Genomic DNA, 24,570 nt, shown 5'->3' with positions numbered 1-24,570 from the left:
GCGTCATGGGGAGCCAGCCCCGTCGATCACTTGCGCAGACCGAGTTTTTCGATCAGTGCGCGGTACGAATCGGGATTGCGGCCCTTGAGATAGTCGAGCAGCTTGCGACGACGGCTGACCATGCGCAGCAGACCGCGGCGCGAGTGGTGGTCCTTCATGTGTTCTTTGAAGTGACCGGTCAGTTCGTTGATGCGAGCGGTGAGCAGAGCCACCTGAACTTCAGGGGAGCCGGTATCGCCTTGAGCGCGTTGGAATTGCGCGACGATTTCGGATTTTTTGATGTCAGCTACAGACATTGATGACCTCTACGGACATGCGTCAGGGCCGAGGCGCCCGGACGTGGGTTTCAAGAAAACGAGCCCCGAGACAACCGGGCGCCCTGTTACGCTGTTGCCGCCGCGCCGGATCCGTTCTTGATCATTCTTGGATTCGGCAGGCTGGCGTGTTCCGCGGCCAGAAAAGCAACTTCGACAACCTTGACCGCAAAAGCGACGATGATTATAGCCGATTCGGTAGAATTGCCCAGTGAGGCCGCGCGCGGGCGGATTTTGCCCGCGATGATCCGCCCCCTATTGAAGGAGACCGCCATGCCCCCGACCCGCCGCCCTGTCGTCCGCGCCCTGCGCCTGGCCGGCGCCGGCATGCTGCTGGCCGCCCTGGCCGCCTGCGCCAACATGAAGCAGGTGCCGCCCGGCACGCCGCTGGCCGACGTGCAGGCGCAATTCGGCGCGCCCAATTTCGCCTGCGAGCTGCCCAACGGCGGGCAGCGCGTGATCTGGACCCAGCAGCCGTACGGCCAGTTCGCCTGGGGCGCCAATGTGGGCCCCGACGGGCGCGTCGACCGTGTCGTCGAAGTGCTGACCGACGAGCATTTCAAGGTCCTGGGCAGCGGCACCTGGACCGCCGAGCAGGTGCGCTGCGAATTCGGCCCGCCGGCCGAGATCAAGCAGGTCGGCCTGCCCAGCGTGCGCCAGGTGGTGTGGTCGTATCGCTACCGCGAATCGCGGGTCTGGAATTCGCTGATGTATGTGTACATGGGCCGCGAAGGAGACCGCGTCACGCGCTTTCACCCCGGGCCGGACCCGATGTACGACGAAGACTGGCGCTGGCACTGAGCGGGCAGCGCCCGGCCATCACGGGGAATGATGGCCGCTGCGGCGCTCCTGCTGCAGCCTGCGGGCGCGGTTCCAGCGCCAGGCCATCACCACCCAGCCAGACAGGCCATAGAGCACGAACAGGCCGAACAGCACCACCGGCGGATCGCTCGAGACGAACACGAACACGGCCACCACCAGCAGGATGCCCCAGAACGGCACGCTGCGGCCCAATGCGAAGTTCTTGCCGCTGAAGAACGGCGCGTTGCTGACCATCGCCACGCCGGCGTACATCGTCAGCACAAAGGCCACCCAGGCCATGATGCTGTCATGGATGGGCAGCTTGTTGTCGATGGCCAGCCAGACGAAGCCGGCCACCAGCGCCGCGGCGGCGGGGCTGGGCAACCCCTGGAAGAAGCGCTTGTCGACCACCGCGATGTTGGTGTTGAAGCGCGCCAGGCGCAAGGCGGCGCCGGCGACGTACACGAAGGCGGCCAGCCAGCCCCAGCGGCCGAGGTCCTGCAGGATCCATTCGTAGATGACCAGCGCGGGCGCCACGCCGAAGGAAGTCATGTCGGACAGCGAATCGTATTGCTCGCCGAAGGCCGACTGGGTGTTGGTCAGGCGCGCCACCCTGCCGTCCATGCCGTCGAGCACCATGGCCACGAAGATGGCGATGGCCGCGGTCTCGAAGCGGTCGTTCATGGCCTGCACGACGGCGTAGAACCCCGCGAACAGGGCCGCCGTGGTGAAGGCATTGGGCAGCAGGTAGATGCTGCGATGGCGATTTTCGGGATCGCGCATGGAGAAATTGGGCATAGATGACAGAATCGCTTGCAGCGGAAGTGAAAGCTTAACCCATATGACCCCACTTGCGGGCGCGCATCACCGGGTCGTTTGCCCCGCGGAAAAGAAAAACGCGCCCCGCGGGGCGCGTCTGGACCAGACTGCCGGACCCTGCCGGGCCCGGCGCGGCCATGGCCTTTAGTTCTTGGCCTTGTCCACCAGCTTGTTGGCGGCGATCCAGGGCATCATGGCGCGCAGCTTGCCGCCGACCTGCTCGATCTGCGATTCCGCGTTGATGCGGCGGCGCGAGGTCAGGGTCGGGGCGCCGGCGGCGTTTTCCAGAATGAACTTCTTGGCGTATTCGCCGGTCTGGATGGCCGTCAGGCACTCGCGCATCGCCTGGCGGGTCGCGTCGGTCACGACCTTCGGGCCGGTCTCGTACTCGCCGAATTCGGCGTTGTTCGAGATCGAGTAGTTCATGTTGGCGATGCCGCCTTCGTAGATCAGGTCGACGATCAGCTTGAGCTCGTGCAGGCACTCGAAATAGGCCATTTCGGGCGCGTAGCCGGCTTCCACCAGCGTGTCGAAGCCGGCCTTGATCAGCTCGACGGTGCCGCCGCACAGCACGGCCTGTTCGCCGAACAGGTCGGTCTCGGTCTCTTCGCGGAAGTTGGTCTCGATGATGCCGGCACGGCCGCCGCCGTTGGCGCTGGCGTACGACAGGGCCACGTCGCGGGCGCTGCCCGACTTGTCCTGGTAGACGGCGATCAGGTGCGGAACGCCGCCGCCCTGGCTGTAGGTCGAGCGCACGGTGTGGCCCGGAGCCTTCGGCGCCACCATGATGACGTCGATGTCTTCGCGCGGCACGACCTGGCCGTAGTGCACGTTGAAGCCGTGGGCGAAGGCCAGCGCGGCGCCAGCCTTGATGTTGGCGTGCACTTCGTCGCGGTAGACGGCGGCGATGTTCTCGTCGGGCAGCAGCATCATGACGATGTCGGCGCGCTTGACGGCTTCGGCCACTTCGGCGACTTCCAGGCCGGCGTTGGCGGCCTTGTTCCACGAGGCGCCGCCCTTGCGCAGGCCCACCACGACCTTGACGCCCGAATCATGCAGGTTCAGCGCGTGGGCGTGGCCTTGCGAGCCGTAGCCGATGATGGCGACGGTTTTACCCTTGACCAGGGAGAGATCGCAGTCTTTGTCGTAGAAAACTTTCATGTTGTGCTCCGGTTCTTGAATTTTGGTAATCGTTGATGCTAATGCAGGGTGGCGCGCCGCCAGGCGCGCCGGTCAGATTTTCAGTATCCGTTCGCCGCGCCCGATGCCGGACACGCCGGTGCGCACGGTTTCCAGGATGGCACTGCGGTCGAGGGCTTCGATGAAAGCCTGGATTTTCTCCTGAACGCCGGTCAGCTCGATCGTGTAGGACTTGTCGGTGACATCGATGATGCGCCCGCGGAAGATATCCGCCATGCGCTTCATTTCCTCGCGCTCCTTGCCCACGGCCCGCACCTTGATCAGCATGAGCTCGCGCTCGATGTGCGCGCCTTCGGTGAGATCCACCACCTTGACCACGTCGACCAGGCGATTGAGGTGCTTGGTGATCTGTTCGATGACCTCGTCCGAACCGACGGTCACCACGGTCAGGCGCGACAGGGTCGCGTCCTCGGTGGGCGCCACGGTCAGCGTCTCGATGTTGTAGCCGCGCGCGGAGAACAGGCCGACCACGCGCGACAGCGCGCCGGGCTCGTTTTCCATCAGCACAGAAATCACATGTTTCATGGTGGCCTCCTTACAGATCCTCGGAACCGAGCAGCATCTCGGTCAGCCCGCGGCCGGCCTTCACCATGGGCCACACGTTCTCGGTGCGGTCGGTGATGAAGTCCAGGAAGACCAGGCGATCCTTGTGCTTCTTGAATGCTTCGCGCAGCGCCGGCTCGACGTCGGCCGGCCGCTCGATGCGCAGGCCGACGTGGCCATAGGCCTCGGCGACCTTGACGAAATCCGGCAGCGAATCCATGTACGACTCGGAGTAGCGCGAGCCGTAATCGATCTGCTGCCACTGGCGCACCATGCCCAGGAAGCGGTTGTTCAGGCAGATGATCTTGGGCGTCAGGTGATACTGGTGGCAGGTGGACAGTTCCTGGATGTTCATCTGGATCGACGCCTCGCCGGTGATCACGGCGATGTCGGCGCCCGGATTGGCCATCTGCACGCCCATGGCATAGGGCAGCCCCACGCCCATGGTTCCCAGGCCGCCGGAGTTGATCCAGCGGCGCGGCTTGTTGAACTTGTAGTACTGCGCGGCCCACATCTGGTGCTGGCCGACGTCGGAGGTCACGAAGGCGTCGCCCCCGGTCACTTCCCACAGTTTCTCGACCACGAACTGAGGCTTGATGACTTCGTCGGAGCCTGCGTACTTCAGGCACTCCTTGCCGCGCCAGGCCTCGATCTGCTGCCACCACTTCTCGATCGACGCCGGCTTGGCGTCGGCGCGCGCCAGGTCGTACTGGGCGCTCAGGTCGGCCAGCACGTCCTTGACGTTGCCGACGATGGGCACGTCGACGCGCACGCGCTTGGAGATCGAGGACGGATCGATGTCGATGTGGATGATCTTGCGGGCGTTCTGCGCGAAATGGCGCGGATTGCCGATGACCCGGTCATCGAAGCGCGCCCCGATGGCCAGCAGCACGTCGCAGTGCTGCATCGCCATGTTCGCCTCGTAGGTGCCGTGCATGCCGGGCATGCCCAGGAAGCGGTGGTCGGTGGCCGGCATCGCGCCCAGGCCCATCAGGGTGTTGGTGCACGGCGCGCCGGTCTGGTCCACCAGGTGGCGCAAGGCTTCGGCGGCATCGGACAGGATCACGCCGCCGCCCGTGTAGATCATGGGACGCTCGGCGTGCAGCAGCATCTGCACGGCCTTCTTGATCTGGCCCTGGTGCCCCTTGTTGACCGGCGCGTACGAGCGCATCGAGATCTCGCCCTTGGGCGGCGCATATTTGCACTGCGCGACGGTGATGTCCTTCGGGATATCGACCAGCACGGGGCCGGGACGGCCGGTGCGGGCGATGAAGAAGGCGCGGCGCATGGTCTCGGCCAGGTCCTTGACGTCGCGCACCAGGAAGTTGTGCTTGACGCAGGGACGCGTGATGCCCACGGTGTCGCATTCCTGGAAGGCATCCTCGCCGATGGCCGCCGTCGGCACCTGGCCGCTGATGATGACCATGGGGATGGAGTCCATGTAGGCGGTGGCGATGCCGGTGACGGCATTGGTGACGCCCGGACCGCTGGTCACCAGGCACACGCCCACTTTCTGCGAGGCGCGCGAGTACGCGTCGGCGGCGTGCACGGCAGCCTGCTCGTGACGCACCAGAATGTGCTGGAATTTGTCCTGCTTGAAAATCGCGTCGTAGATGTAAAGCACCGCGCCGCCAGGGTAGCCGAAAACGTGTTCCACGCCTTCTTCGGCCAGGCAGCGCACGACGATGTCGGCGCCATTGAGTTCCATGTTGTCTTTCCTTTCAGTACCGGCCCTGCACGCCTGAGCGCTGCCCGCCCGGATACGACGGCAGCTGAACCCGAACCGGCGACGACAACATGATCCGGCGCTTTGCGGCTCACGGAGCCACGCCACCCGGACACATTGTCGACCCGGCACACGCTCGTCAGAAACGCAGTGCAAACGCCCTGGGGGCGCTGGAGGTCGAAATGGAAGCCTTGGCAACACACGCTTGTGGCGCGGCCAACGGCAGGTGTAACTGGCGCAATCCGCCCGGAAGGTGGCCCGGGCAGCTGTAAGCCGGCGCACCGGCTTCGGATAGTCACGCCGGCGCAAGACGGGCAATTTACCGCGTTGCGGCATCCTGAGCAAATCGAGTGTTGGGAAAGCCCCGCAACCGGCCGTTACCCCATCCGGCCCCAAAAGTGACGCACATCTCTCTATACTGGCGTTGTCGCGGACAAATCGCCCCATCTCCATGGATTTGCGCATCGCCAGCATTCGGCGCTTCCTGTACAGCCACTACTTTTTTGGCGGTATCCGACAGGCGATCGGCATGCTTCTGCCCGTCCTGGTGCTGGGTGGCCTGTTCGGCCAGTACAGCATCGGCCTGGTCGCCACCTTCGGCGCCCAGTGCCTGGCCATCATCGACCAGCCCGGCGGGCCGCAGCGCCATCGCACCAACGAAATGCTGGGCGGCGCCTTGCTGGGCACCGCCACGGTCACGCTGACCGGCGCGGCCTCCACCTACCCCATCCTGCTTTGGCTGGCGGTGATCGCCCAGTGCTTCACCTTTTCGATGTTCTCGGTGTTCGGCAAGCGCGGCGGCCTGATCGGCTTTGCCGGCCTGCTGCTGATGACCCTGACCATGCATTCGCCGCTGGCCCCGCACGAGGTGCTGCTGCACTCGGCCGCCACGCTGGGCGGGGCGCTGTTCTATCTCGGCTGGAGCCTGGCCTTCAGCCGCCTGTTCTGGCTGCGCGAGGAGCGCCAGGCGATGTCGGTGGCGCTGTTCGCCACCGCCGACTACATGGCCGCGCGGGCCAGCTTCTACGACGAGAACGCCGACCTGGACGACGCCTACCGCACCCTGATCCAGCGCCAGTCGGCCATGACGGAGAAGCACCAGGCCGCGCGCGACATGGTGCTGCGCGCGCTGCCGCGCGGCGGCGGCTTCCGCGAAGACGACCGCATCATGCTGTGGAACATGTTCGTCGACATGCTGCAGCTGCTCGATACGCTGGTCGCCACCCATACCGACTACGCGTCGCTGCGCCGCACCCTGGCCGGCCACGATGCGCTGGTCTTCATGCGCGACGCCCTGGTGAAGATGTCGCTGGAGCTCAACCGTGTCGCGCTGGATGTCTCGCGCGGCCGCAAGACGCAATACCGCAGCAGCGCGAAGGCCGAGCTGCGCGCCATCGAGTACGAAATCGAACAGCTCAAGCAGCAGGGGCTGGGCGAGCGCGAGCCCGAGATGCTCGCGCTGACCGTGCAGGTGCTGCGCCGGCTGCGCAACGCCGCGCGCATCGTCGACAAGCTGGCCCAGCACACCGAGGCGCGCCCGGACGCCATCCCCACCAGCATGCTGCGCATCGACAAATCGCTGACGCAGTTCATCTCGCGCCAGGAGCTGCGCCTGGGCATGATCACCAGCAACCTGCGGCTGGACTCGCCCCACTTCCGCTACGCCATCCGCGTCACGCTGGCCGCGGCGCTGGCCATGACGCTGATCGGCATCTGGCTGGCGCCCAACATGGCCACGCACAGCTACTGGGTGCTGCTGACCATCGTCATCATCATGAAGCCGGGCTTCGCGCTGACGCGCCAGCGCAACGGCTGGCGCCTGATGGGTACGCTGGTGGGCTGCATCCTGGCCCTGACGCTGTTCACGCTGACCGACAACCCGACCATCCTGTTCGCGGTGCTGCTGGGCGCCTGCATCATGGGCAACAGCCTGGTGCAGCTGAACTACATGGCCAGCGCCATCTTCAACACGCTGTTCGTGGTGCTGGTGTTCCATTTCGTCGCCCCGGGCACGGTTTCGCTGGAGGTGATCGGCGAACGGGCCATGGACACGGCGCTGGGCTGCGCGCTGGCGCTGATCTGCAGCTATGTGCTGCCCTGGTGGGAGGCGCGCTACATGAAACCGCTGGCGCGGGCCGCCTCGCGCGCCAACCGCGAGTACCTGCGCGCCGGGCTGCGCTATATCGAGGCCATGCGCCAGCCGGCGCCCGGCGGCGCGGCGGGCGAGGAAACGCCGCAGACCGGCGAACGCGCCGACGCCGACCTGGCCTGGCGGCTGGGCCGCAAGAACGTGCACATCGCCTTCAGCAATTTCGCCGAGGCGTTCTATCGCATGATGAGCGAGCCGACGCAGCACCAGGTGAGCGTGCCCGAATTCAATAACCTGCTGGTGCAGAACCACATCCTGGCCTCGCAGATCACGGCCGTCGTGCCCATCCTGGTCGGCCTGCCGCACACGCCGCCCGCGGTGCAGCAGGCGCTGGACGCGATGATGGACCTGCTGGACCCGGCCCGCAAGCCGCCGGCCGCGCTGCCCGCGCAGTTCGACACCGAGGGCGAGCAGGCGGCGCTGGCCTATCCGCTCAAGCAGATGCTGCGCGCCTGCGTGATGATCCGCCAGGAACTGGCCGGCATCGCCGACCCCGAGGACCCGCGCCCGGCGCCAGCCTCGGCCTGAGCCGGCTCAGGCGCCCTGCCCGGCCGAGGCGGCGCGCCGGCGCGGCCAGAAGTAGTACAGGGCCACCGCTATCTGCAACGCCAGGAAGGCGCTCCACGCGGCCAGGTAGCCGCCGGCCGGATAGCTGCCGGGCCCATACACGGCCTCGCCGCGCGGCCACAGCTCGACGATCCAGCCGAACGTGACCTGGCAGACGAAGATGGACACGAACGTCAGCAGGTTGGTGGTCGCGGCCACGCGCCCCAGCAATTCGCGCGGAAACTCGCCCGCCAGCAGGGCGAACACCAGGATGTTGGCCGAGCCGAACACGCCGTAGCCCGCCCACAGCAGCGCCAGCGGCACGGGCGCGCGCAGCACGATCAGCAACTGGATCAGGATGAACAGCGCCAGGCACACGCCGCTGAAGCCATACAGCCCCAGCCCCATGCGCTCGACGCGCCGCGCCATGGCGCCCAGCCCGACGTTGCCGCCCATCATGGCAAAGCCCAGCAGCGACACCAGCGCGGCGGCCGGCGCGGCCGGCAGCATGTTGACATCCGTAAGGTAGGGGCGCACCCACAGCGATTGCACGCCGTAGAACACCCCGCCGGTGGCCACCGGCAGCGACACCAGCCGCCAGTAGTGCGCGGTGCGCAGCAGCACGAACGTGCCGCGCAGCTGCTCGCCCAGGCTGGCGTGCGGCCGGTCGCGGGCGGGCTCGCGCGGCGCGCCGAACCACAGCAGCGCCGCCACGCACAACGTGACCACCACCATGCCGAAGCTGACCTCGCGCCAGGTGGAGAAATTCAGCAGCCACGACAGCGGCGAGCCCACCAGCACGCCGCCCAGCCCGCCCACCGCCATCACCAGCCCGTTGATCAGGGGCAGGCGCGCCAGCGGGTAGTTCAGCGCCAGCGCCTGGAACGCCGCGCCCAGGCAGACCGACACGCCGGCGCCGATCAGCAGCCGCCCCACCATCAGGCCGGGCAGGCCCTGGGACAGCCCATAGACCAGGGTGCCCACGGCGGCCACCACCAGCAGGCCGGCGTTGACGCGCCGCGGCCCCCAGGTATCGAGCAGCACGCCGGCCGGGATCTGCAGCAGCGCGAAGCCGAGGAAGTACAGGCTGGTCAGGGTGCCCAGATCGGCGGCCGACAGGCCCAGCTCGGCGCTCAAGGTCGGCCCGAAGCCGATGTTCAGGCCCCGGAACAGATACGAGACCAGATAGCCGAGCGAAAAGAACAGGAAAACGCGCAAGCCTGCCGACATCGCGCGTCCTCGTCAGGCCTGCTTGCGGCGGAACACCAGCTTGTCGGCGCTGGAAGCGGCAGCGTCGTAGGCATAGCCTTCCGAATCGAAGCCCTGCAGGCCTTCCGGACGGGCGACCTTGTGCGCGATGGCGTAGCGCGCCATCAGGCCGCGCGCGCGCTTGGCATGAAAGCTGATCACCTTCCAGGCGCCGTTCTTCCAGTCCTGGAAGACGCACTGCACCACGCGCGCCTTCAGCGTCTTGAGGTCGACGACCTTGAAATACTCTTCGGACGCCAGGTTGACGATGACCGGCGCCTTCGCGCCCGCCAGGCGTTCGTTGAGATACTCGGCAATGCCGCTGCCCCAGTATTCGTACAGGTTCTTGCCCTTGGGCGTCTGCAGGCGCGTGCCCATTTCGAGACGGTACGGCTGCATCAGGTCCAGCGGGCGCAGCGCCCCGTACAGGCCGCTGAGGATCACGACGTGGTCCTGCGCCCAATCGAGCTGGCGGGCCGACAGCGTGTCGGCCTGCAACCCTTCGTAGACGTCGCCGTTGAACGCCAGGACGGCCTGGCGCGAATTGGCCTGCGTGAAGCTGCGCTTCCAGGCGCCATAGCGGCCCACGTTCAGCTCGGCCAGCGCCGGGCTCAGGCTCATCAGCTGGGAGATCTCGTCGGCGGACTTGGTCTTGAGCACCTTGATCAGCGCCGCGGCCTGGTCGACGAACAGCGGCTGCGTGTGCGTTTCGACGTGGACGGGAGAGTCGTAGTCCAGCTTCTTGGCGGGAGACAACAAGAACAACATGAGGGTTTCCTTGGTTTGAACGAGACTAGCGGGCCGTCCAGCCGCCGTCGACGGAAATGGTGGTGCCGGTGACCTGGGCCGCGGCCTCCGAGGCCAGGAACACCGCCGTGCCGCCCAGTTGCTCGGGCGTGACGAACTGCAGCGACGGCTGCTTCTCGCCGAGCAGTTCGCGCGCGGCGCTTTCCTGGTCGACGCCGTCCTTGGCCGCCAGCGCGGTGATCTGCTTTTCCACCAGGGGCGTGCGCACCCAGCCCGGGCAGATGGCGTTGGCCGTGATGCCCATGCCGGCGGTCTCCAGCGCGGTGACCTTGGTCAGGCCGACCACGCCGTGCTTGGCGGCCACATAGGCGGACTTGGCGGCCGAGGCCACCAGGCCATGGGCCGAGGCGATGTTGATGATGCGCCCCCAGCCCTGCTTCTTCATGTGGGGCAGCGCGGCGGCCGTGCCATGGAATACCGCCGAGAGATTCAGCGCGATGATGGCGTCCCACTTGTCGGCGGGAAAATCCTCGATCAGGGCGGTGTGCTGGATGCCCGCGTTATTGACCAGGATATCGATGCGCCCCAGCTCGGCGACCGCGCCGGACACCAGTTGCCGCACCGCCTCGCCCTTGGACAGGTCGGCGCCGTCATAGCGCACCCGCACGCCATACTGGCTGGCCAGCCCGGCCCGCAGTTTCTCGATCTCCGCCGCGTCGCCAAAGCCGTTGAGCACGATGTCGGCGCCCTGCTGCGCCAGCGCGCTGGCGATCCCCAGGCCGATGCCGCTGGTGGAACCGGTGACGACTGCAACTTTTCCTTTGAGCATGACTATTCTCCTGTGGAGTACGCGGGACGACCTCAAGTGTAGCCGTCCGCCGCCGGCGATGATGGCACGGATCCGTGACCGGGCGCGGTCAGCCCGGGCCGGGCCGCTCGTCATTGGCCGCCGCGGGTTGCTGCGGCGGATCGACGAACCCGACCGGCGTGACCGTCATGTCGCCGATGCCGCCGTAGCGGCCCGGCAGGCGCTCCAGCAGCCGGATGACGATGGGCACCGCGCCCATGGAAATCGCCACCACGATGGCCAGCAGGTCGCGCTGCTCCAGCGACATCAAATGGTTGTCCCAGGCCTCGTTGAAAATCACGAAGCTGAATTCGCCGCCCTGCGCCAGCACCAGCGCATACAGCAGGCGATGATAATGCGGCAGCCCCATCAGGCGCGCGATGCCGTAGAGCACCAGCGCCTTGAGCAGCAACAGCGCCACGACCCCGGCGAGCACGTACGGCCAGTAATCGAGCGCCTCCTCCACATTGACGGACATGCCCACTGCCAGGAAGAACAACCCCAGCAACAGCCCCTTGAACGGCTCGATCGTGTGCTCCAGTTCATTGCGATAGCGCGACTCGGCCAGCAGCATGCCGACCAGGAAGCCGCCCAGGCCGGCCGACAGGCCCGCGTAATCGAACAGCTGCGCCGTGCCCAGCACGATCAGCAGCGTGGCGGCGGTGAACAGCTCGTGCAGTTGCGAGCGCGCCGCCCATTCCAGCAGCCGCAGCCGGTAGCATGCCAGCACCACCACCACCGCCACCAGGGCCGCCTCGAACGACGGCGCGGCGTCGCCGTCCGAGCCCAGCAGGCCGGCGGCCACCAGCATCGGGATGGCCGCCATGTCCTGCAGCAGCAACACCCCCAGGGCCGAGCGGCCCAGCGGCGTGCGCACCAGGCCGCGCTCTTCCAGCAGGCGCAGCGCCACCGCGGTCGAGGACAGGGCCAGCGACAGGCCGCACAGGATGGCGGCCTGCCAGCCCATGCCGGCCAGGTGACGCAGGCCGGCGCCGAACACCACGCCCAGCAGCGCGCCGCAGGCGGCCATCTGCAAGGTGCCGGCGCCGAACACTTCGCGGCGCATCGCCCACAGGCGCTTGGGCGCCAGCTCCAGGCCGATCACGAACAGCATCATCACCACGCCCCATTCCGAGACGCGCATGATGTCCGGGACGTTGGTGACCAGCCCCAGCCCGGACGGCCCGATCACGCCGCCCGCCAGCAGATAGCCGGGGATGGCGCCCAGGCCCAGGCGCTGCGCCAGGGGCACGCACAGGACGGCGGCGATCAGCAAAATGGTGAGCAGTTCCATGGCCTGGGGCTTGGCGGTGGCGGCGATACAGCGGCAATTCTGACAAAAACCCGGCCGGCGCGAAATCGGGCATTGGCGTTTGGCAAAATCTTGCACCAACCCTGGCATGACCAGAAATTTTCAGGTAGAATAGCTGGCTTTGCTGGATCCCGCGCAGAAATGCCGGCGGGGAGATTGCCCAGGGCCATGACCACAACCCATGCGCACAGACAGCAAACACACAGGCAAGACAGCACACCCCGGAGAGGTGGCAGAGTGGTCGAATGCGCCGGACTCGAAATCCGGTATACGTTTAGGCGTATCGTGGGTTCGAATCCCACCCTCTCCGCCAGATTCTGTTCCAGGCAAATCCTGGAATAGCCAGGAAAACCCCGTAGAACCGAGCGTCTACGGGGTTTTTTTGCGCCCGCAAGCCCACGACGCGAGCCCCGCCCCATGTTCCATGGCCGGCGGCCCGCTTGCATGGCGGCGCAAAAGCGCGGACACTGGCTGCGCCCCGACGGCCACGAGGAAGAACATGGGTAATTTCGTGTCGGAGATCCTGTTCGGCTACACCACGCTCATCAGCATCATCAATCCGCTGGGCCTGGCTTTCGTCTTCCTGAACAAGACCGCCACGCTCACGCCCGAGGAGCGCGCCCGGCTGGCCTACAGCGTGGCGCTCAACGCCATGTTCCTGCTGCTGGTGACGTTTTTCATCGGCGCCTACATCCTGCACCTGTTCGGCATTTCACTGGAGGCGCTGCGCGTGGCGGGCGGCCTGTCGGTGGCGGTGTCCGGCTGGGCCATGCTCAACGCCCCGGAGCCGCACCCGCAGGCCCAGGCGCTGCAGCAGATCACGCCCAGCATGGCGCGCGAGATGGTGTTCTTCCCGCTTACCATGCCGTTGACCACCGGCCCGGGCACGGTCGCGGCGACCATCGCCCTGAGCGCCAACCGCACCAACGAATTGCGCGACTTCCTGCTGGCCAGCCTGGCGTCGGTACTGATCACCATGGCGGTGGCCGCCACGGTGTATCTCGCCTATAGCCGCGCCGGCACGCTGGCGCGCTACCTGGGCGCGGACGGCACGCGCATCGTCACCCGGGTATCGGCGTTCCTGTTGCTGTGCGTGGGCGTGCAGATCATGCTGACCGGACTGGAACAATTCCTGCGTCCGATCATCGGCCACGGCTGAGGCTGCGTCAGGCCGCCTGCCCGTCGGACGCGGGACGCTCGCCACAGACGCCAACGCCCGCGTATATGCGCTTGGGTCTCCAGATGCGGCAGGCATGATCCAGGTCCTTGCCCTGGTCCAGAAACCTGACGAATCCCATCGCCTGCTCTATCGACAGGAACTCATAGCGCCTGTCCCCATACCAGACCGATCGACCTTCGCGCGTCGCGTGCACCTACCTGCCCCTCTCCGCAAAATAAGACGTGACATATATCACACTCTTGCAGCGGCCCGCTTTCCGGTGTCAGGCGGCGGCGTAGCCAAGGCGTTCGAAATCCAGCGCGCGGATGCGCCCGTCTTCGGTGTGGTGAACGGTCAGCGACTTGGCGCCGGCGATGCGCGCGCGCTGGGCGCGATCCACGCCGAAGCTGCGCGCCAGGTCCCGGTCGCCGAGCGGGTCCGGCGCGCGGCGGCGATCCAGCCCGCCGTAGCGCATGGCGTTGTAGCGGGCCCAGGCCACCAGCACCGCGGCATTGAGCAAGGCCACGGCAAGGTAGACGCCCAGGGTCGCCAGCGACGGCAGCACGCGCGCGGCCCAGCCGATCTCGGGTGCGCCGCGGGCGCCTTGCAGCACGGCCAGCAGGCCCGCGCCGAACAGGTAGAAGAAGCCGAACCAGGCCAGGGCCGTCAGCAGCGCGTCGATGGCCGCCGCGAGGCGGGAACGGGGGGTCTTGATGATCATGATTGGGTATTCCGTTTGATGCCGCGGTCCGGGCTGGTCCAGCGGGCGCGCTGGCGCCGGATCCTGAGCATGACTTTGGGGAAGCTGACCAGCGTCGTCGCCAGGCTGACCATCCAGTAGGCCGCGGGATACCAGATCACCCAGTAGAGCGAGCGCCACAGGGCCGGCTCGTAGCGCCGGTCTATGAGTACGCTGATGGCGAACTGCAGCAGGCACATCAGGGCCAGCACCATGCCGGTGAAGGCCGGCGGGGCCAGCGTTTCGATGCGCACGTGCGCGGGCAGGTCCACCACATGGCCCAGGGCCCACAGGACGATGGACAGCGCGAAGGCGAAGGCCCAGACGGTGGACAGGCAGAACTCGAACACCATGGGCCACAGGCGGCGATGGCGCCAGCCCCAGATGCTGCGCATGTTCTTCAGGAACACCTCGGCGCCGCCCTGCGCCCAGCGCAGGCGCTGCTTCCACAGCCCGCGCAGCGTCTCGGGCATCAGTATCCAGCACAGCGCGCGCGGCTCGTAGAACACCGACCAATGGTCGCGCTGCAGCTTCCAGCTGATGTCGATGTCCTCGGTGATCATGTCCAGGCTCCAGTAGCCGACGCGATCGAGCGCGCCGCGCCTGAACGCCGCCACCACGCCCGAGACCGTGAACACCTGACCGTAGACGCGCTGGGTGCGCTTGATCAGGCCGATGATGGAGGAAAACTCGCCGACCTGGATGCGGCCGACCAGGGTGGAACGGGTGCGTACGCGCGGGTTCCCCGTCACGGCGCCGACGCGCGGATGCGCGATCAGCGGCGCCACCAGGTAGGCGGCGGCGTCCGGGTCCAGCAAGGCGTCGCCGTCGATGCAGACCAGGTATTCGCTGCGGGCGGCCAGGGCGCCCATGCGCAGCGCCATGGCCTTGCCCTGGTTGTGCGCCAGGTGCACCACGCGCAGGCGCCGGTGCGTGGCGGCCAGCCGGTCGAGCAAGGCGCCGGTGGCGTCGCTCGAGCCATCGTTGATGGCGATGACTTCGATATTGGGATAGCGCTGCCCAAGCGCGGCCAGCAGGGTCGCCTCGCCGTTTTCCGCTTCGTTGAAGCACGGCACCAGGATGGAGACCAGCGGTTCGCCGGCCAGAACCGGCGGCTCGGCCTGGTCGCCGACGCGCCAGTGGCGTTCCCAATGCAGCCAGAAATACAACCCGCCGCTCATCCAGAGCGCCGACATGAACAAGGGATAGAAGAACACGAATTCCAGGATGACATCGCCGGTCATGCCCAGCGCCACGCCAAAGGGCGCGCCGAGCACGATGCACAGCACCAGGAAGGCGAGGATGCGATCAATCATGATGGGGATACCAGGCGTTGGAGAGCGCGGGCCGGATCACATCCAGGCGCGGCGCATTGCGGGCGAAATCGTCGGGGTAGTAGCCAAAGCTGCGCGCGCCGCGCAGTTGCAGCCGCCGCATCCAGCCGGCCAGGGTGGCGCTGTCGACCAGCGGCTCGCCGGGCCGGCTCCAGTCGCGCGCCTGCAGTTCGAACACGGTACGGTCCAATGCGCCGGGCCGGCGCGCCACGGCATCGACGATGCGGTCGAGCCAGCGCCCGGCCTGCGCCGGCGGCACGCCTTCCATCAGCGGCATGGCCATCGGGGCGGTCCAGTCATAGGCCTGCAGGAAATCGTCGAGATTCTGCGCGAACCAGGCTTCGCTTTCCGGCTCGAGGATGGGCATGGCGAAGATGTTGCGCGCGGTCTTGATCTGCGGGCCGCGGATGGCGCGCACGCGCTGCGCCAGTTCGTGCGTGAAATCCACCAGGTGGCGGCTCTTGAACCGGGTCCAGCGCCGCAGGGTGTCCGGGTCGCCGCGCAGCGCGGCGATGGAGTCCGGCAGGCCGGCCGCCCGGTAGGCGGCCAGGGCCTGCGGGCCGGCATCCTCGAAGTCGCCGAGGATGGCGTCGTCGTGGAACAGGATGCCGTCGAACGCGGCGTGGCGCGCCAGGTCCTCGTACAGTTCGCCGATGCGCTGGCGCACCCGGGCGTCGAACGGCGACAGCCGCCGGTACTGGTCCGGATCGACCTGCGCCGGACCGCCGTCGCCGCCGGCCCGCGTCACGCGCGGCAGCGCGCTGTCCAGATCGTAGCTGAGCACGGGCATCCAGGCGTAGACATCCACGTCGCGGGCGCGGCTCTTGAGCTGCCAGGCGGTGCGGTTGAACAGATCGGCGCGCATGGGCAGCCAGCGGTTCGGAAAGTAGACCGATTGCACCAGCCCGTCGCCGCGCGGGTCGGCATAGGCCTGCAGGAACACCGTGGTGATATTGAGGTCCGCGATGCGCTGCACCAGTTCGCCCAGGTTGCGGTCCATCTGCTGAGGGTCGGGGTCATAGACGTAGTCCAGGTCCACGTGCGCCACACGCATGACCGGCCGCGCCTCCGTGCTGAGCACCGCCGTGGCGAAGCCGCGCGTGCGCGGGTCGCCCGACAGCAGGACGCGCGGCGCGCTCATCAGGCGGTTGACCGACCCCAGGCCGTCCTCCAGCGTCAGCGCCATGTCGTAGCCCTGCTCGCCGACGATGCGCAAGGCCGTGCCGCTGGCCGCCCCATAGGGCCACACCCAGACGCGCGGCGTCTTGCCCGTGACCTTGCGCAGCTTGTCGGTGATGGCGCGGGCGTCGCGCCGCAGACGGGCCTCGTAGGCTGCCTCGCTCTCGTATTCGCCCGTGCGCGGGTCATAGACGCGGGTGGACGCCGCGGGTTGCTCGTTGCCCTGCGGATTGGCGCGCACGCCGTAGTGCAGATTGTCGGTATGTACGGCCACTTCGACCAGGTTGGAGCGCGCCATCTCGCGCACCTCGTCCCAGTTCAGGAATCGTTCGCGTTCGACCTGCTTGCCGCCGAAATCCACCGGCTGCCCGGCGGGCGTGTCGATCCACACCCCGACCGGTGCGATCACGAACGGCCATTGAAAGGCCTTCATGATGGGGAACACGCGCGTGTAGAAGTTGCGATAGCCGTCGTCGAAGCTGAGCAGTACGGCGCGCGGCGGCAGGGGCGCGCCGCCGTCGCGCGCGGCCAGGATCTGATCGACCGACACCGCCTGGTAGCCGTTCTCGCGCAGCCAGGTCAGTTGCTCGACCAGATGATCGGTGCGCACGCTGAGATAGGTCTGGTCGGGGTCGCGGTCCTCGACGTCGTGATAGGCCAGCGTCAGCAGGCCGCCGGCCCAGGGCTGGTCGACGCGCTCGACCGCGCGCTGCGCCGGCGGCGTGAACACCGGGATGTCCTTGGCGCAGCCCGCCAGCGCGAAGCTGGCGGCCAACAGCGCGGCGACGACGCGCCAGCGCGCGAGCAAGATGGAAAGAAGGGTTTTCATGCGGGTTCAGAACCGGATAGTCATATCGAAAACGACGCGCAGCTCGCGCTCGCGCTCGCCGTCATAGGGGCGGGTCAGGCCCGACACCGTGGCGCCCACCTCGAACACATCGTTGGCGCGATAGCGCTGGCCATAGGCCAGCATGCCGATCGCGCCGGCGCCATAACCACGCTGCAGATAAGCGCCGGCGCCGGCGGTGAACTGCTGTTCCCACACCGTCTCGTAGCGCCGGTGCAGCAAGTGGGTAAGCTGCAGCGCGGGCAGCACGGTCAGGTCCGAGCGCGGATTGAAGTACGGCGCATCGGTACGCGTGTTATGCGAGGCGGACAGCTCCAGCAGCGCGTCGGTCCGCGCGTGCGGCGCGGTATGCAGGCGTTCGCGCCCTTCGACCACGGCCTCGACGCGGCGATTGCCATCGGAAAAGCGCGAGGGGGTCAGCCCGAAGCGCCATTCGCGCCGCTCGTCGGCGCGCCAGCGCGCATACGCCTCGACGCTATCGGCATAGACGTTGTTCTTCAGCGCGCGCAATGGCGTCGCGCGCGAACGCAGCGCCGCGCCGCCGCCCACCTGCCAGTTGTCGTCGATATCGTAGGCCGCCGTCAGGCCGGCCCCGACCTTGGCGCCGTGGCCGTAGAGGTTGTTCGAGACCTCGGCCTGCACCGTCAGGTCGCGGGCGCGCCATTGCAGGCCGGCGCGGACCCAGCGGTAGTCGGCGCGGCCCTCGTCGAAATCGCCGGTGGCATAGCCGCCGCCGACGAAGGGGCGCCAGTTGTAGTCCAGCGGCGGCGAGTACAGCACGGCGTCGATGCCGAAATCGCGACTGCCCGAAACCGGGCTGTCGGAGGCCAGGCCCCGGTAGCCGGCGATCCGCAGCTCGGCCTTGTTGTGCACTTGCCATTCGCGGTCCAGCCGCCGCACGCCCAGATCCTCCGGATAGCGCGCCACCATGTCGTCGCGCAGCATCTCCGCCTGGCGCCACTCCTGCAGATCCAGCGCGGTGAATCCCTGGCCGGTCTCGACCAGGGGTTCGCGCGGAGCCAGCGTCTCGGCCATCTTCAGGTCGCGCTCGGCCGCCCTGGGCAGCTCGCGCGCCCGCAGCACCTGGGCGCGCTCGACCAGCAGGCCGGTATTGTTCGGCGCCATGCCCACCATATGGTCGAACGACTGCTGGGCGTTGCGCGTATCGCCGGCGTACAGGCGCGACATGGCCAGGGTGCGGTCGGCGGCCAGCTTGCGCTCGTTGGGTACGCGCGTCTCCAGCCCGCGCTCGTAGTTCCAGATGGGCTGGCGCGCATGCGCGGACTGCACTACCGCGTCGGCGGGCCCGAATGTCTCGGCTTCGGCCAACGCGTAGTACAGGCCGGTTTCATCCTCCAGCCAGGCGTCATCGTCGCCGCCGGTGGACGAAGCCTGCAGGGCCTGCCGGTAAATCTCGCGCGCCTGCTCGGGTTGCCGCAGGTACAGGTAGGCCGAGGCCACATCGCTGAGCGCATAGGCCGGCACACGGGCGCCCTGCGCACGCAGCGCCTCGTACTCGTCCACCACCTCGCGCATGCGCACCCGCGCATGCAAGGCGCCCAGCCGATCGACGCGGATGCGCGTCAGGTCGGCCTCGGGCGGCGGCTGCAGCGCGCCCCATTGCGCCTTCAGGCGGTCATAGGCGGCCAGCGCGCGGTCGGCAATGACAAAGCGTTCGGCCTCGCCGCGCGATGGCAAGGCGGCCATGCGCACCTGTTCGGCGACCGCATCGCCCTGCAGGCGGCGCAGCAGGCGCGCATCCACCGCCGCCGGATGGGCATCCGCGACGCGCAACGCGGGTCCGGCCATGCGCGCGCCGCGCAGCGCCAGGATGTACTCGCGCACGACATCAGTCCTGCCGGGCGCGAGCTCGTACGCCCGGTCGGCTTCGGCCAGCGCGGCGAACACCTCGCCGCGGCGCGTCTGGACGTAGGACAGCGTCAGCCGCCGGTCCGGATCGGCCGGCCGCTGGCGCACCTGTTCCTCCGCGCGCTCGAGCGCCTCGTCCAGGCGCCCCGCGTCGGCCATCGTCATGACCGCCCCCTGCCCGAAGGCGTCGTCGCGCGCGAAGCGCCGCGCGCCATCCTCGTACACGGCCAGCGCATCATCCCAGCGGCGATCGTCACGATAGGCCCGCGCCACCTGCAACAGGGAATAGTCTGGCAGGGCCACGCCACGGCCATAGGATTCGTAGGCCCGGATGACATCGTCGCGCCTGCCGGCCCAGCCCGATACGGCGATGTAGTCATTGAGCGCGCGCCCCTGCAGGGGCGCCGCGCGCAGGGCAAGCAGGGCCGGCCCGTAGTCGCCGCCACGGGCCCGTTCCATCAGTTCGTCATAGTTGGCGATATCCGCGGCGCCCGCCGCCGATGACGCCATGGCCAGGCATAGCAATACCGATCTGCGCTTCATCATGTGTTTCCACGCCGGCCGCGCCCGCACCCGCCGCGCGAAACGCGCGGCGCGGCAGGCCCGAGCCGGCTGGTTGTCGGACCCTCGCCGCGCGCACGGAAACCCGGCGGCGAGGACTCAGCTTGCCCCGCCGGGCGAACACATCGAGGGAAACGACGGATGCGCGCAAGGCCGGCGAAGGCGATGGGCGCTACTTTGAAGCAGCCTGGAAGGCGGGAAGTCCCGTGTTGACAATTGTTGACAGCCGAACCGTAGAGGTTTCAAGCAAAACGCCGTAGCCTACGCTTGGTGGTGGGATCGGCATCTCACCGGTAACGGAAACCCCTGCTCCGAAAAACAACATGCGACTTATCAGAACCGGAGGGATGGCAACGGCGAGGCTGGACAACACCGACGCCACATCCATGACCGGGCATCCGCCACTCATCATGAACGATCAGCGCAAATCCCCGCGTGCCAACTGCCGTGCCAGCGCCAATTACCTGCGCGCCGAAGCGGCCATGCCCCGGCGCCGCTATCCGCAACCGCTGGCGGCCGGCGCCGCGACGCTGCAGGAACTGCAGGCCCAGGTGGACACGCTGGAGCTGGAAAATGCGCGGCTGCGCCGCCTGGCGCTGACCGACGACCTGACCGGGGCGTACAACCGGCGCTACTTCGCCACCATGCTGCGCGATGCGCTGCGCGAACGCGTGCGTGGCGGCGGGCTGGCGCTGTGCCTGTTCGATATCGACAATTTCAAGACCATCAACGACCGCCACGGCCACTTCGCCGGCGACTACCTGCTGCGCCGCGTGGCGCTGGCGGCGCGCCGCTGCATGCGCCGCACCAGCGATGACCTGTGCCGGGTGGGCGGCGACGAGTTCGCCGCGGTGCTGTCGGCGCCCAGCGCGTCGGCGGCGCTTGCGCAGGCCCAGCGCGTGCTCGACGCGATACGCGCCATTGCGCCGCTGGACACGCCGGATGGGCCGCGCCATGTCACGGCCACCTTTGGTTTGGCGTGGATCGCTCCTGGCGTCTCGCTGACTTGGGAGCAGGCCTACAGCGATGCGGACCGGGCGCTCTACCGTGCCAAGCAGGCCGGCAAGAATCGCCTGCACCTGATCGCCAGCCGCACGGCTGACGCGTGACGGGCCCGCGGCCGGTCAGCCTTCCTGGCTGACGACCGGCGGCTCGATCCAGAAAAAGCGTTCGCCCTGGCGGATCATGCTGGCGACGCCTTCGGGCTCCACGCGGTAGTCCGTACCCATCAAGGTCGCGCCGCCATCTTCATGGATGTGAATGATGGCCAACGGATCGTTTTCCATGGTGTACCAGTAGTACCCGGGCTTGAGGTCGTGGGTCGTATTCGTCATGCCTTGAGTATACAAACAAGGCATGCATATGGCTTGACGCAGCGCAAGAGCGGCGGGCGGAACGTTGCCTGGACGAAACGCCAGTGTCCCCAGGGCGCGAATGCGCGCATACTGCCAGGCATGACACCCGGCCCGCGTACGTCACCGCTCGTGTTCGCGAGCGCGTCGATACAAGCCATCAAGGCCGGCCAGCAGCGGCAGACACGCCGGATCGTCAAGCCGCAGCCCCCGCCGGCCGCCACGCTTTGGTACTGCGATCCCGCTCGCGCCGAACGCTGGATCGCAGCCACGGCTCGCCCGGATGACGCCAACGCCACGCAGACCGTATCGAAATGGCTGGTATGCCCCTATGGCAAGCCCGGCGACCTGATCGACCTGGCCCACGAATCGGGCCAGCCGTTCGGCCGGGCCATCCTGATGGGGGTGCGCATCCAGCGCCTGCAAGCCATCAACGAGGCCGACGCGGCGGCCGAAGGCTTCGCCGCCGCATCGCGGCTGGGCGAATTCCTGCCGGAAACACCGCCGCAGGCCGCGTTTGCGCTGGCCTGGTGCGAACGCTATGGCGCGCGCGCCTGGGCGGCCAATCCCTGGGTATGGGTGCTGGAATTCCGCCTGCTGAACCAGAACGGTCGGTAATCCCCGTGGCGGGCGGACCACGCAAGGTGTGAAAATGTAACGTCCCCCGGCGCACCCCCTGCCGCCCCCCGCGTTTCAACCCATTTCAAAGCCGCTTTTGCCCGAGGGGGGCCACTTTGCCGCAACGCAGCAAACGGCGGCGCCCCGTACCGCCGGCGGTTGCGGATTGTCGCCATTGCGCAGGCCGTTCTCACAACTTCACAGGGAAAACCGCCGAAAATAGGCCCGTCGATTAGTCAACTTGGCTGCACGCGCAGCAAGGCAGGTGAAAAATGAAAAAGTGGTTCGTTGCTGCCGGCATCGGCGCTGCCGGACTCATGCTCTCCAGCGCCGCCCTGGCCCGTGTGGACATCGGGGTGTCGATCGGCATCCCGGGCGTGGTGTACCCCGCGCCCGTGTATGTGGCGCCCGCCCCGGTCTATGCCCCGCCGCCCGTGGTGCACTACCCGGCGCCGGTCTATGTGCGCCCGCAGGTGGTCTATCCGGCGCCCGTCTACTATGGCGGCCCCCGCTACTACAAGGGGCACCGGCACTATGACCGTGGCCATCGCGGCCACCGCGGCCATGGTCGCGGCCACTGGCGCGATTGAACGGCAATCGCCGCAGATCAATGAAAAAGCCGCCCGGATGGGCGGCTTTTTTGCGGCACGGCTGGATTCAGGCCTGTTGAGCGCGGGCCTTGGCGGCTGGCGCGGCCGTCTGCCCCTCGGCGGGCTTGTCGCTGCGCATGGCGTCGAGCCAGCGGCGCGGCGCGCTGGAGGCCTTCCACCAGCCGTTATGCGGACGCGTGTGCGAATTCCGGTTCACCATTGAAACGTACTCCATTGATTCTTTCAAAGATCTGCTGGCTCGTTCGCTCGGCGTCCGCGCGGTCCTGGTAAGAAACCTGGCCCGGCACCGTCCAGCATTTCTCGGGCGCATTGCCGCCAACGCGGCGCGTGCAGATCTGCACGCTGTACTGATTGCCCTCTTCCTGAACGACGGTACACCTGACGCGAAAATCGCCAATCATTCGCGAAGTCATAAAACAGCTTCCTTTATTGAAATGAAGGGGACGTGTTGCCAGGCGATATTTTGCCGCAGATATGGCCCTGTTTATTGCCGGTACACATTTATTCACATCAACTTAGGCTGTTCTACGGAGATTACCTGCCAAAAGCGACAAATTTGTGGCTAACCCGGGAAAACCCCCAGCCGCGTTTGTACCAGTTGCGCGCCGCCGCAATACGCGCATGGCGGCCTGCCAGCATGAAAAACGGAACCCGCGGGTTCCGTTTTTCATTCATTCACGGCGCTGCCGCCTCAAGGCTTGAGCACCGCCAGGCCGCCCATATACGGCTGCAGCACGGCCGGCACCCGCACGCTGCCGTCGGCCTGCTGGCAGTTTTCCAGCACGGCCACCAGGGCGCGGCCCACGGCCAGCCCGGACCCATTGAGCGTATGCACGTATTCGGGCTTGTTCTGCGCGTTGCGGAAGCGGGCCTGCATGCGGCGCGCCTGGAAGGTTTCGCAGTTGGAAACCGAGGATATCTCGCGCCAGGTATCCTGCGCCGGCAGCCAGACTTCCAGGTCGTACGTCTTGGCCGAGCCGAAACCCATGTCGCCGGTGCACAGCAGCATGACGCGGTACGGCAGTTCCAGCAGCTGCAGGACGCGCTCGGCATGGCCGACCATCTCCTCGAGCGCCTCGTACGAACGCTCGGGATGGGCGATCTGCACCATCTCGACCTTGTCGAACTGGTGCTGGCGGATCATGCCGCGCGTATCGCGCCCGCCGCTGCCCGCCTCGGAGCGAAAGCACGGCGTATGCGCGGTCAGGCGCAGCGGCAGGTCGGCGCCGGCCACGATGGTCTCGCGCACCACGCTGGTCAGGGTGATCTCCGAGGTCGAGATCAGGTATTGGTCTTCGCGCGCCAGCGGGTTGCCCTGCTCGTCGACCCTGGGCTCGTCGTCGCCGCCGCCCTTGGTGACGAAGAACATGTCGTCCTTGAACTTGGGCAGTTGGCCGGTGCCGTACAGCGTCGAGCTATTGACGATGTACGGCGTGTAGCACTCGGTGTAGCCGTGCGTGCCGGTCTGCAGGTCCAGCATGAACTGCGCCAGCGCGCGGTGCAGGCGCGCCATCTGGCCGCGCATGAAGGAAAAACGCGCGCCCGACAGCCGTGCGGCCAGGTCGAAATCCAGGCCCAGCGGCTCGCCCACCGCCACGTGGTCCCGCGCCTCGAAACCCAGCGCCGCGGGGTTGCCGCGCTCGTCGGACGCGCCCGGCAGCCAGCGCCGCACCTCGACGTTCTCGTCGCTGGACGCGCCCTGCGGCACGCTGGCGTGCGGCAGGTTGGGCACGGACATCAGCAGGTCGTTGAGTTGCGCCTGTATCTCGGCCAGCTCGTCTTCGAGCGCCTTGAGCCGGGCCGGCAAGGCCTGCGACTCGGCCATCACGGCCTGTACTTCCGCTTCGGGCGCGCCCTTGCCCTTGAGCTGGCCGATCTGCTTGGCCAGGGCATTGCGGCGCGCCTGCTGCGACTCGGTTTCGGTCTGGACGGCCTTGCGGCGGGACTCCAGCTCGTTGAACCGGGCGGTGTCGAAATCGACGCCACGGCTCTTGAGGCGGTCGACGACGGTTTGCAGGTCTTTGCGCAGCAGTATCGGATCTAGCATGG

The 24,570-nt window shown here is 67.4% G+C and carries 24 protein-coding genes and 1 tRNA gene; 7 read left to right on the top strand and 18 right to left on the bottom strand.

Annotated elements, in window-relative coordinates:
• Positions 1-26 precede the first annotated feature (26 nt).
• Positions 27-296: a 30S ribosomal protein S15 gene (gene rpsO, locus CAL11_RS05515; protein WP_003814002.1), complete on the bottom strand. Its 270-nt coding sequence runs from the start codon at positions 294-296 to the stop codon at positions 27-29.
• A gap of 86 nt (positions 297-382) precedes the next feature.
• The gene (locus CAL11_RS05510; protein WP_080699741.1) at positions 383-589 is read right to left on the bottom strand and encodes a hypothetical protein; all 207 of its coding nucleotides are present in this window, start codon (positions 587-589) and stop codon (positions 383-385) included.
• Here CAL11_RS05510 and CAL11_RS05505 point away from each other — a divergent pair.
• Entirely contained in the window at positions 588-1,115 is a 528-nt protein-coding gene (locus CAL11_RS05505) for a hypothetical protein (RefSeq protein WP_086092365.1), read from the top strand. The genes CAL11_RS05510 and CAL11_RS05505 overlap by 2 nt on opposite strands.
• An 18-nt stretch (positions 1,116-1,133) precedes the next feature.
• Here the strand turns inward: CAL11_RS05505 and pssA are convergent, their stop codons facing one another.
• The 4 genes from pssA to CAL11_RS05485 all read right to left on the bottom strand — a co-directional run bounded on the left by pssA (position 1,134) and on the right by CAL11_RS05485 (position 5,385).
• Positions 1,134-1,913 (bottom strand): CDP-diacylglycerol--serine O-phosphatidyltransferase, encoded by a 780-nt coding sequence (gene pssA, locus CAL11_RS05500; RefSeq protein WP_033462710.1) that lies wholly within the window; start codon positions 1,911-1,913, stop codon positions 1,134-1,136.
• Positions 1,914-2,078: 165 nt separating this feature from the next.
• A complete protein-coding gene (gene ilvC / locus CAL11_RS05495; protein WP_003814005.1) occupies positions 2,079-3,095 on the bottom strand; it encodes a ketol-acid reductoisomerase in 1,017 nt (338 codons plus the stop codon).
• Positions 3,096-3,167: 72 nt separating this feature from the next.
• On the bottom strand, positions 3,168-3,659 hold the full coding sequence (ilvN, locus tag CAL11_RS05490) for an acetolactate synthase small subunit (RefSeq protein ID WP_003814006.1): 492 nt from the start codon (positions 3,657-3,659) through the stop codon (positions 3,168-3,170).
• Positions 3,660-3,669: 10 nt separating this feature from the next.
• Positions 3,670-5,385: an acetolactate synthase 3 catalytic subunit gene (locus CAL11_RS05485; protein ID WP_033462712.1), complete on the bottom strand. Its 1,716-nt coding sequence runs from the start codon at positions 5,383-5,385 to the stop codon at positions 3,670-3,672.
• A gap of 469 nt (positions 5,386-5,854) precedes the next feature.
• Here CAL11_RS05485 and CAL11_RS05480 point away from each other — a divergent pair, with 469 nt between their 5' ends.
• Positions 5,855-8,080, top strand: coding sequence for an FUSC family protein (locus tag CAL11_RS05480; protein WP_086092364.1), 2,226 nt, complete (start codon positions 5,855-5,857; stop codon positions 8,078-8,080).
• 6 nt (positions 8,081-8,086) lie between these two features.
• Here CAL11_RS05480 and CAL11_RS05475 read toward each other — a convergent pair whose 3' ends face one another.
• From CAL11_RS05475 to CAL11_RS05460, 4 genes are all read right to left on the bottom strand, one after another.
• Positions 8,087-9,328 (bottom strand): MFS transporter, encoded by a 1,242-nt coding sequence (locus CAL11_RS05475; RefSeq protein ID WP_033462715.1) that lies wholly within the window; start codon positions 9,326-9,328, stop codon positions 8,087-8,089.
• A 12-nt stretch (positions 9,329-9,340) separates the two neighbouring features.
• Positions 9,341-10,114, bottom strand: a complete 774-nt coding sequence (gene yaaA, locus CAL11_RS05470; protein WP_033462717.1) for a peroxide stress protein YaaA — start codon at positions 10,112-10,114, stop codon at positions 9,341-9,343.
• Positions 10,115-10,139: 25 nt separating this feature from the next.
• Positions 10,140-10,922 carry a 3-hydroxybutyrate dehydrogenase gene (locus tag CAL11_RS05465; protein ID WP_086092363.1) on the bottom strand — a complete coding sequence of 261 codons (783 nt, stop codon included), beginning with the start codon at positions 10,920-10,922 and terminating at the stop codon, positions 10,140-10,142.
• An 88-nt stretch (positions 10,923-11,010) separates the two neighbouring features.
• Entirely contained in the window at positions 11,011-12,234 is a 1,224-nt protein-coding gene (locus CAL11_RS05460; RefSeq protein WP_086094516.1) for a cation:proton antiporter, read from the bottom strand.
• Positions 12,235-12,475: 241 nt separating this feature from the next.
• On the opposite strand from CAL11_RS05460, the gene CAL11_RS05455 reads away from it, so the two are divergent.
• Positions 12,476-12,565, top strand: a tRNA-Ser gene (locus CAL11_RS05455).
• Between the two features lie 186 nt (positions 12,566-12,751).
• On the top strand, positions 12,752-13,411 hold the full coding sequence (locus CAL11_RS05450) for a MarC family protein (RefSeq protein WP_003814020.1): 660 nt from the start codon (positions 12,752-12,754) through the stop codon (positions 13,409-13,411).
• Between the two features lie 283 nt (positions 13,412-13,694).
• On the opposite strand, the gene pgaD is transcribed toward CAL11_RS05450, so the two are convergent.
• From pgaD to pgaA, 4 genes are read right to left on the bottom strand one after another with little or no spacing between them, the layout of a single operon-like run.
• Positions 13,695-14,132 carry a poly-beta-1,6-N-acetyl-D-glucosamine biosynthesis protein PgaD gene (gene pgaD, locus CAL11_RS05440; RefSeq protein ID WP_086092362.1) on the bottom strand — a complete coding sequence of 146 codons (438 nt, stop codon included), beginning with the start codon at positions 14,130-14,132 and terminating at the stop codon, positions 13,695-13,697.
• Positions 14,129-15,466, bottom strand: coding sequence for a poly-beta-1,6-N-acetyl-D-glucosamine synthase (gene pgaC, locus CAL11_RS05435; protein WP_086092361.1), 1,338 nt, complete (start codon positions 15,464-15,466; stop codon positions 14,129-14,131). The genes pgaD and pgaC overlap by 4 nt, the downstream gene beginning before the upstream one ends.
• Entirely contained in the window at positions 15,459-17,492 is a 2,034-nt protein-coding gene (pgaB, locus tag CAL11_RS05430) for a poly-beta-1,6-N-acetyl-D-glucosamine N-deacetylase PgaB (RefSeq protein ID WP_086092360.1), read from the bottom strand. The genes pgaC and pgaB overlap by 8 nt, the downstream gene beginning before the upstream one ends.
• A 6-nt stretch (positions 17,493-17,498) precedes the next feature.
• The gene (gene pgaA, locus CAL11_RS05425) at positions 17,499-19,925 is read right to left on the bottom strand and encodes a poly-beta-1,6 N-acetyl-D-glucosamine export porin PgaA (RefSeq protein WP_244172914.1); all 2,427 of its coding nucleotides are present in this window, start codon (positions 19,923-19,925) and stop codon (positions 17,499-17,501) included.
• Positions 19,926-20,326: 401 nt separating this feature from the next.
• Between pgaA and CAL11_RS05420 the strand changes: the two genes are divergently transcribed.
• Entirely contained in the window at positions 20,327-21,049 is a 723-nt protein-coding gene (locus CAL11_RS05420; RefSeq protein ID WP_086094515.1) for a GGDEF domain-containing protein, read from the top strand.
• A 15-nt stretch (positions 21,050-21,064) separates the two neighbouring features.
• On the opposite strand, the gene CAL11_RS05415 is transcribed toward CAL11_RS05420, so the two are convergent.
• The gene (locus CAL11_RS05415) at positions 21,065-21,274 is read right to left on the bottom strand and encodes a hypothetical protein (protein WP_164872498.1); all 210 of its coding nucleotides are present in this window, start codon (positions 21,272-21,274) and stop codon (positions 21,065-21,067) included.
• 120 nt (positions 21,275-21,394) lie between these two features.
• Between CAL11_RS05415 and CAL11_RS05410 the strand changes: the two genes are divergently transcribed.
• Positions 21,395-21,910, top strand: coding sequence for a hypothetical protein (locus CAL11_RS05410; RefSeq protein WP_086092358.1), 516 nt, complete (start codon positions 21,395-21,397; stop codon positions 21,908-21,910).
• Between the two features lie 272 nt (positions 21,911-22,182).
• Complete coding sequence (locus CAL11_RS05405; protein WP_003814024.1) at positions 22,183-22,500, top strand: virulence factor; 318 nt, start codon at positions 22,183-22,185, stop codon at positions 22,498-22,500.
• 67 nt (positions 22,501-22,567) lie between these two features.
• Here CAL11_RS05405 and CAL11_RS24465 read toward each other — a convergent pair whose 3' ends face one another.
• The 3 genes from CAL11_RS24465 to serS form a co-directional block, all read right to left on the bottom strand.
• Positions 22,568-22,720: a hypothetical protein gene (locus CAL11_RS24465; RefSeq protein ID WP_167382414.1), complete on the bottom strand. Its 153-nt coding sequence runs from the start codon at positions 22,718-22,720 to the stop codon at positions 22,568-22,570.
• On the bottom strand, positions 22,686-22,934 hold the full coding sequence (locus CAL11_RS24640) for a hypothetical protein (protein WP_080699997.1): 249 nt from the start codon (positions 22,932-22,934) through the stop codon (positions 22,686-22,688). Before CAL11_RS24640 ends, CAL11_RS24465 begins: the two co-directional genes overlap by 35 nt.
• Positions 22,935-23,212: 278 nt before the next feature.
• A complete protein-coding gene (gene serS, locus CAL11_RS05395) occupies positions 23,213-24,568 on the bottom strand; it encodes a serine--tRNA ligase (RefSeq protein WP_033468097.1) in 1,356 nt (451 codons plus the stop codon).
• Between the last annotated feature and the right edge of the window lie 2 nt (positions 24,569-24,570).

The sequence above is a fragment of the Bordetella genomosp. 6 genome, from assembly GCF_002119705.1.
GTDB lineage: Bacteria > Pseudomonadota > Gammaproteobacteria > Burkholderiales > Burkholderiaceae_B > Bordetella > Bordetella bronchiseptica_F.
This window is presented reverse-complemented; position numbering and strand designations above follow the sequence as displayed.

What these genes read in the sequence shown, in the direction of transcription:
- rpsO (WP_003814002.1), bottom strand. Translation starts at nt 296, where the DNA reads ATGTCTGTAGCTGACATCAAAAAATCCGAAATCGTCGCGCAATTCCAA.
- CAL11_RS05505 (WP_086092365.1), top strand. Translation starts at nt 588, where the DNA reads ATGCCCCCGACCCGCCGCCCTGTCGTCCGCGCCCTGCGCCTGGCCGGC.
- CAL11_RS05510 (WP_080699741.1), bottom strand. Translation starts at nt 589, where the DNA reads ATGGCGGTCTCCTTCAATAGGGGGCGGATCATCGCGGGCAAAATCCGC.
- pssA (WP_033462710.1), bottom strand. Translation starts at nt 1,913, where the DNA reads ATGCCCAATTTCTCCATGCGCGATCCCGAAAATCGCCATCGCAGCATC.
- ilvC (WP_003814005.1), bottom strand. Translation starts at nt 3,095, where the DNA reads ATGAAAGTTTTCTACGACAAAGACTGCGATCTCTCCCTGGTCAAGGGT.
- ilvN (WP_003814006.1), bottom strand. Translation starts at nt 3,659, where the DNA reads ATGAAACATGTGATTTCTGTGCTGATGGAAAACGAGCCCGGCGCGCTG.
- CAL11_RS05485 (WP_033462712.1), bottom strand. Translation starts at nt 5,385, where the DNA reads ATGGAACTCAATGGCGCCGACATCGTCGTGCGCTGCCTGGCCGAAGAA.
- CAL11_RS05480 (WP_086092364.1), top strand. Translation starts at nt 5,855, where the DNA reads ATGGATTTGCGCATCGCCAGCATTCGGCGCTTCCTGTACAGCCACTAC.
- CAL11_RS05475 (WP_033462715.1), bottom strand. Translation starts at nt 9,328, where the DNA reads ATGTCGGCAGGCTTGCGCGTTTTCCTGTTCTTTTCGCTCGGCTATCTG.
- yaaA (WP_033462717.1), bottom strand. Translation starts at nt 10,114, where the DNA reads ATGTTGTTCTTGTTGTCTCCCGCCAAGAAGCTGGACTACGACTCTCCC.
- CAL11_RS05465 (WP_086092363.1), bottom strand. Translation starts at nt 10,922, where the DNA reads ATGCTCAAAGGAAAAGTTGCAGTCGTCACCGGTTCCACCAGCGGCATC.
- CAL11_RS05460 (WP_086094516.1), bottom strand. Translation starts at nt 12,234, where the DNA reads ATGGAACTGCTCACCATTTTGCTGATCGCCGCCGTCCTGTGCGTGCCC.
- CAL11_RS05450 (WP_003814020.1), top strand. Translation starts at nt 12,752, where the DNA reads ATGGGTAATTTCGTGTCGGAGATCCTGTTCGGCTACACCACGCTCATC.
- pgaD (WP_086092362.1), bottom strand. Translation starts at nt 14,132, where the DNA reads ATGATCATCAAGACCCCCCGTTCCCGCCTCGCGGCGGCCATCGACGCG.
- pgaC (WP_086092361.1), bottom strand. Translation starts at nt 15,466, where the DNA reads ATGATTGATCGCATCCTCGCCTTCCTGGTGCTGTGCATCGTGCTCGGC.
- pgaB (WP_086092360.1), bottom strand. Translation starts at nt 17,492, where the DNA reads ATGAAAACCCTTCTTTCCATCTTGCTCGCGCGCTGGCGCGTCGTCGCC.
- pgaA (WP_244172914.1), bottom strand. Translation starts at nt 19,925, where the DNA reads ATGATGAAGCGCAGATCGGTATTGCTATGCCTGGCCATGGCGTCATCG.
- CAL11_RS05420 (WP_086094515.1), top strand. Translation starts at nt 20,327, where the DNA reads ATGACCGGGCATCCGCCACTCATCATGAACGATCAGCGCAAATCCCCG.
- CAL11_RS05415 (WP_164872498.1), bottom strand. Translation starts at nt 21,274, where the DNA reads ATGACGAATACGACCCACGACCTCAAGCCCGGGTACTACTGGTACACC.
- CAL11_RS05410 (WP_086092358.1), top strand. Translation starts at nt 21,395, where the DNA reads ATGACACCCGGCCCGCGTACGTCACCGCTCGTGTTCGCGAGCGCGTCG.
- CAL11_RS05405 (WP_003814024.1), top strand. Translation starts at nt 22,183, where the DNA reads ATGAAAAAGTGGTTCGTTGCTGCCGGCATCGGCGCTGCCGGACTCATG.
- CAL11_RS24465 (WP_167382414.1), bottom strand. Translation starts at nt 22,720, where the DNA reads ATGGTGAACCGGAATTCGCACACGCGTCCGCATAACGGCTGGTGGAAG.
- CAL11_RS24640 (WP_080699997.1), bottom strand. Translation starts at nt 22,934, where the DNA reads ATGACTTCGCGAATGATTGGCGATTTTCGCGTCAGGTGTACCGTCGTT.
- serS (WP_033468097.1), bottom strand. Translation starts at nt 24,568, where the DNA reads ATGCTAGATCCGATACTGCTGCGCAAAGACCTGCAAACCGTCGTCGAC.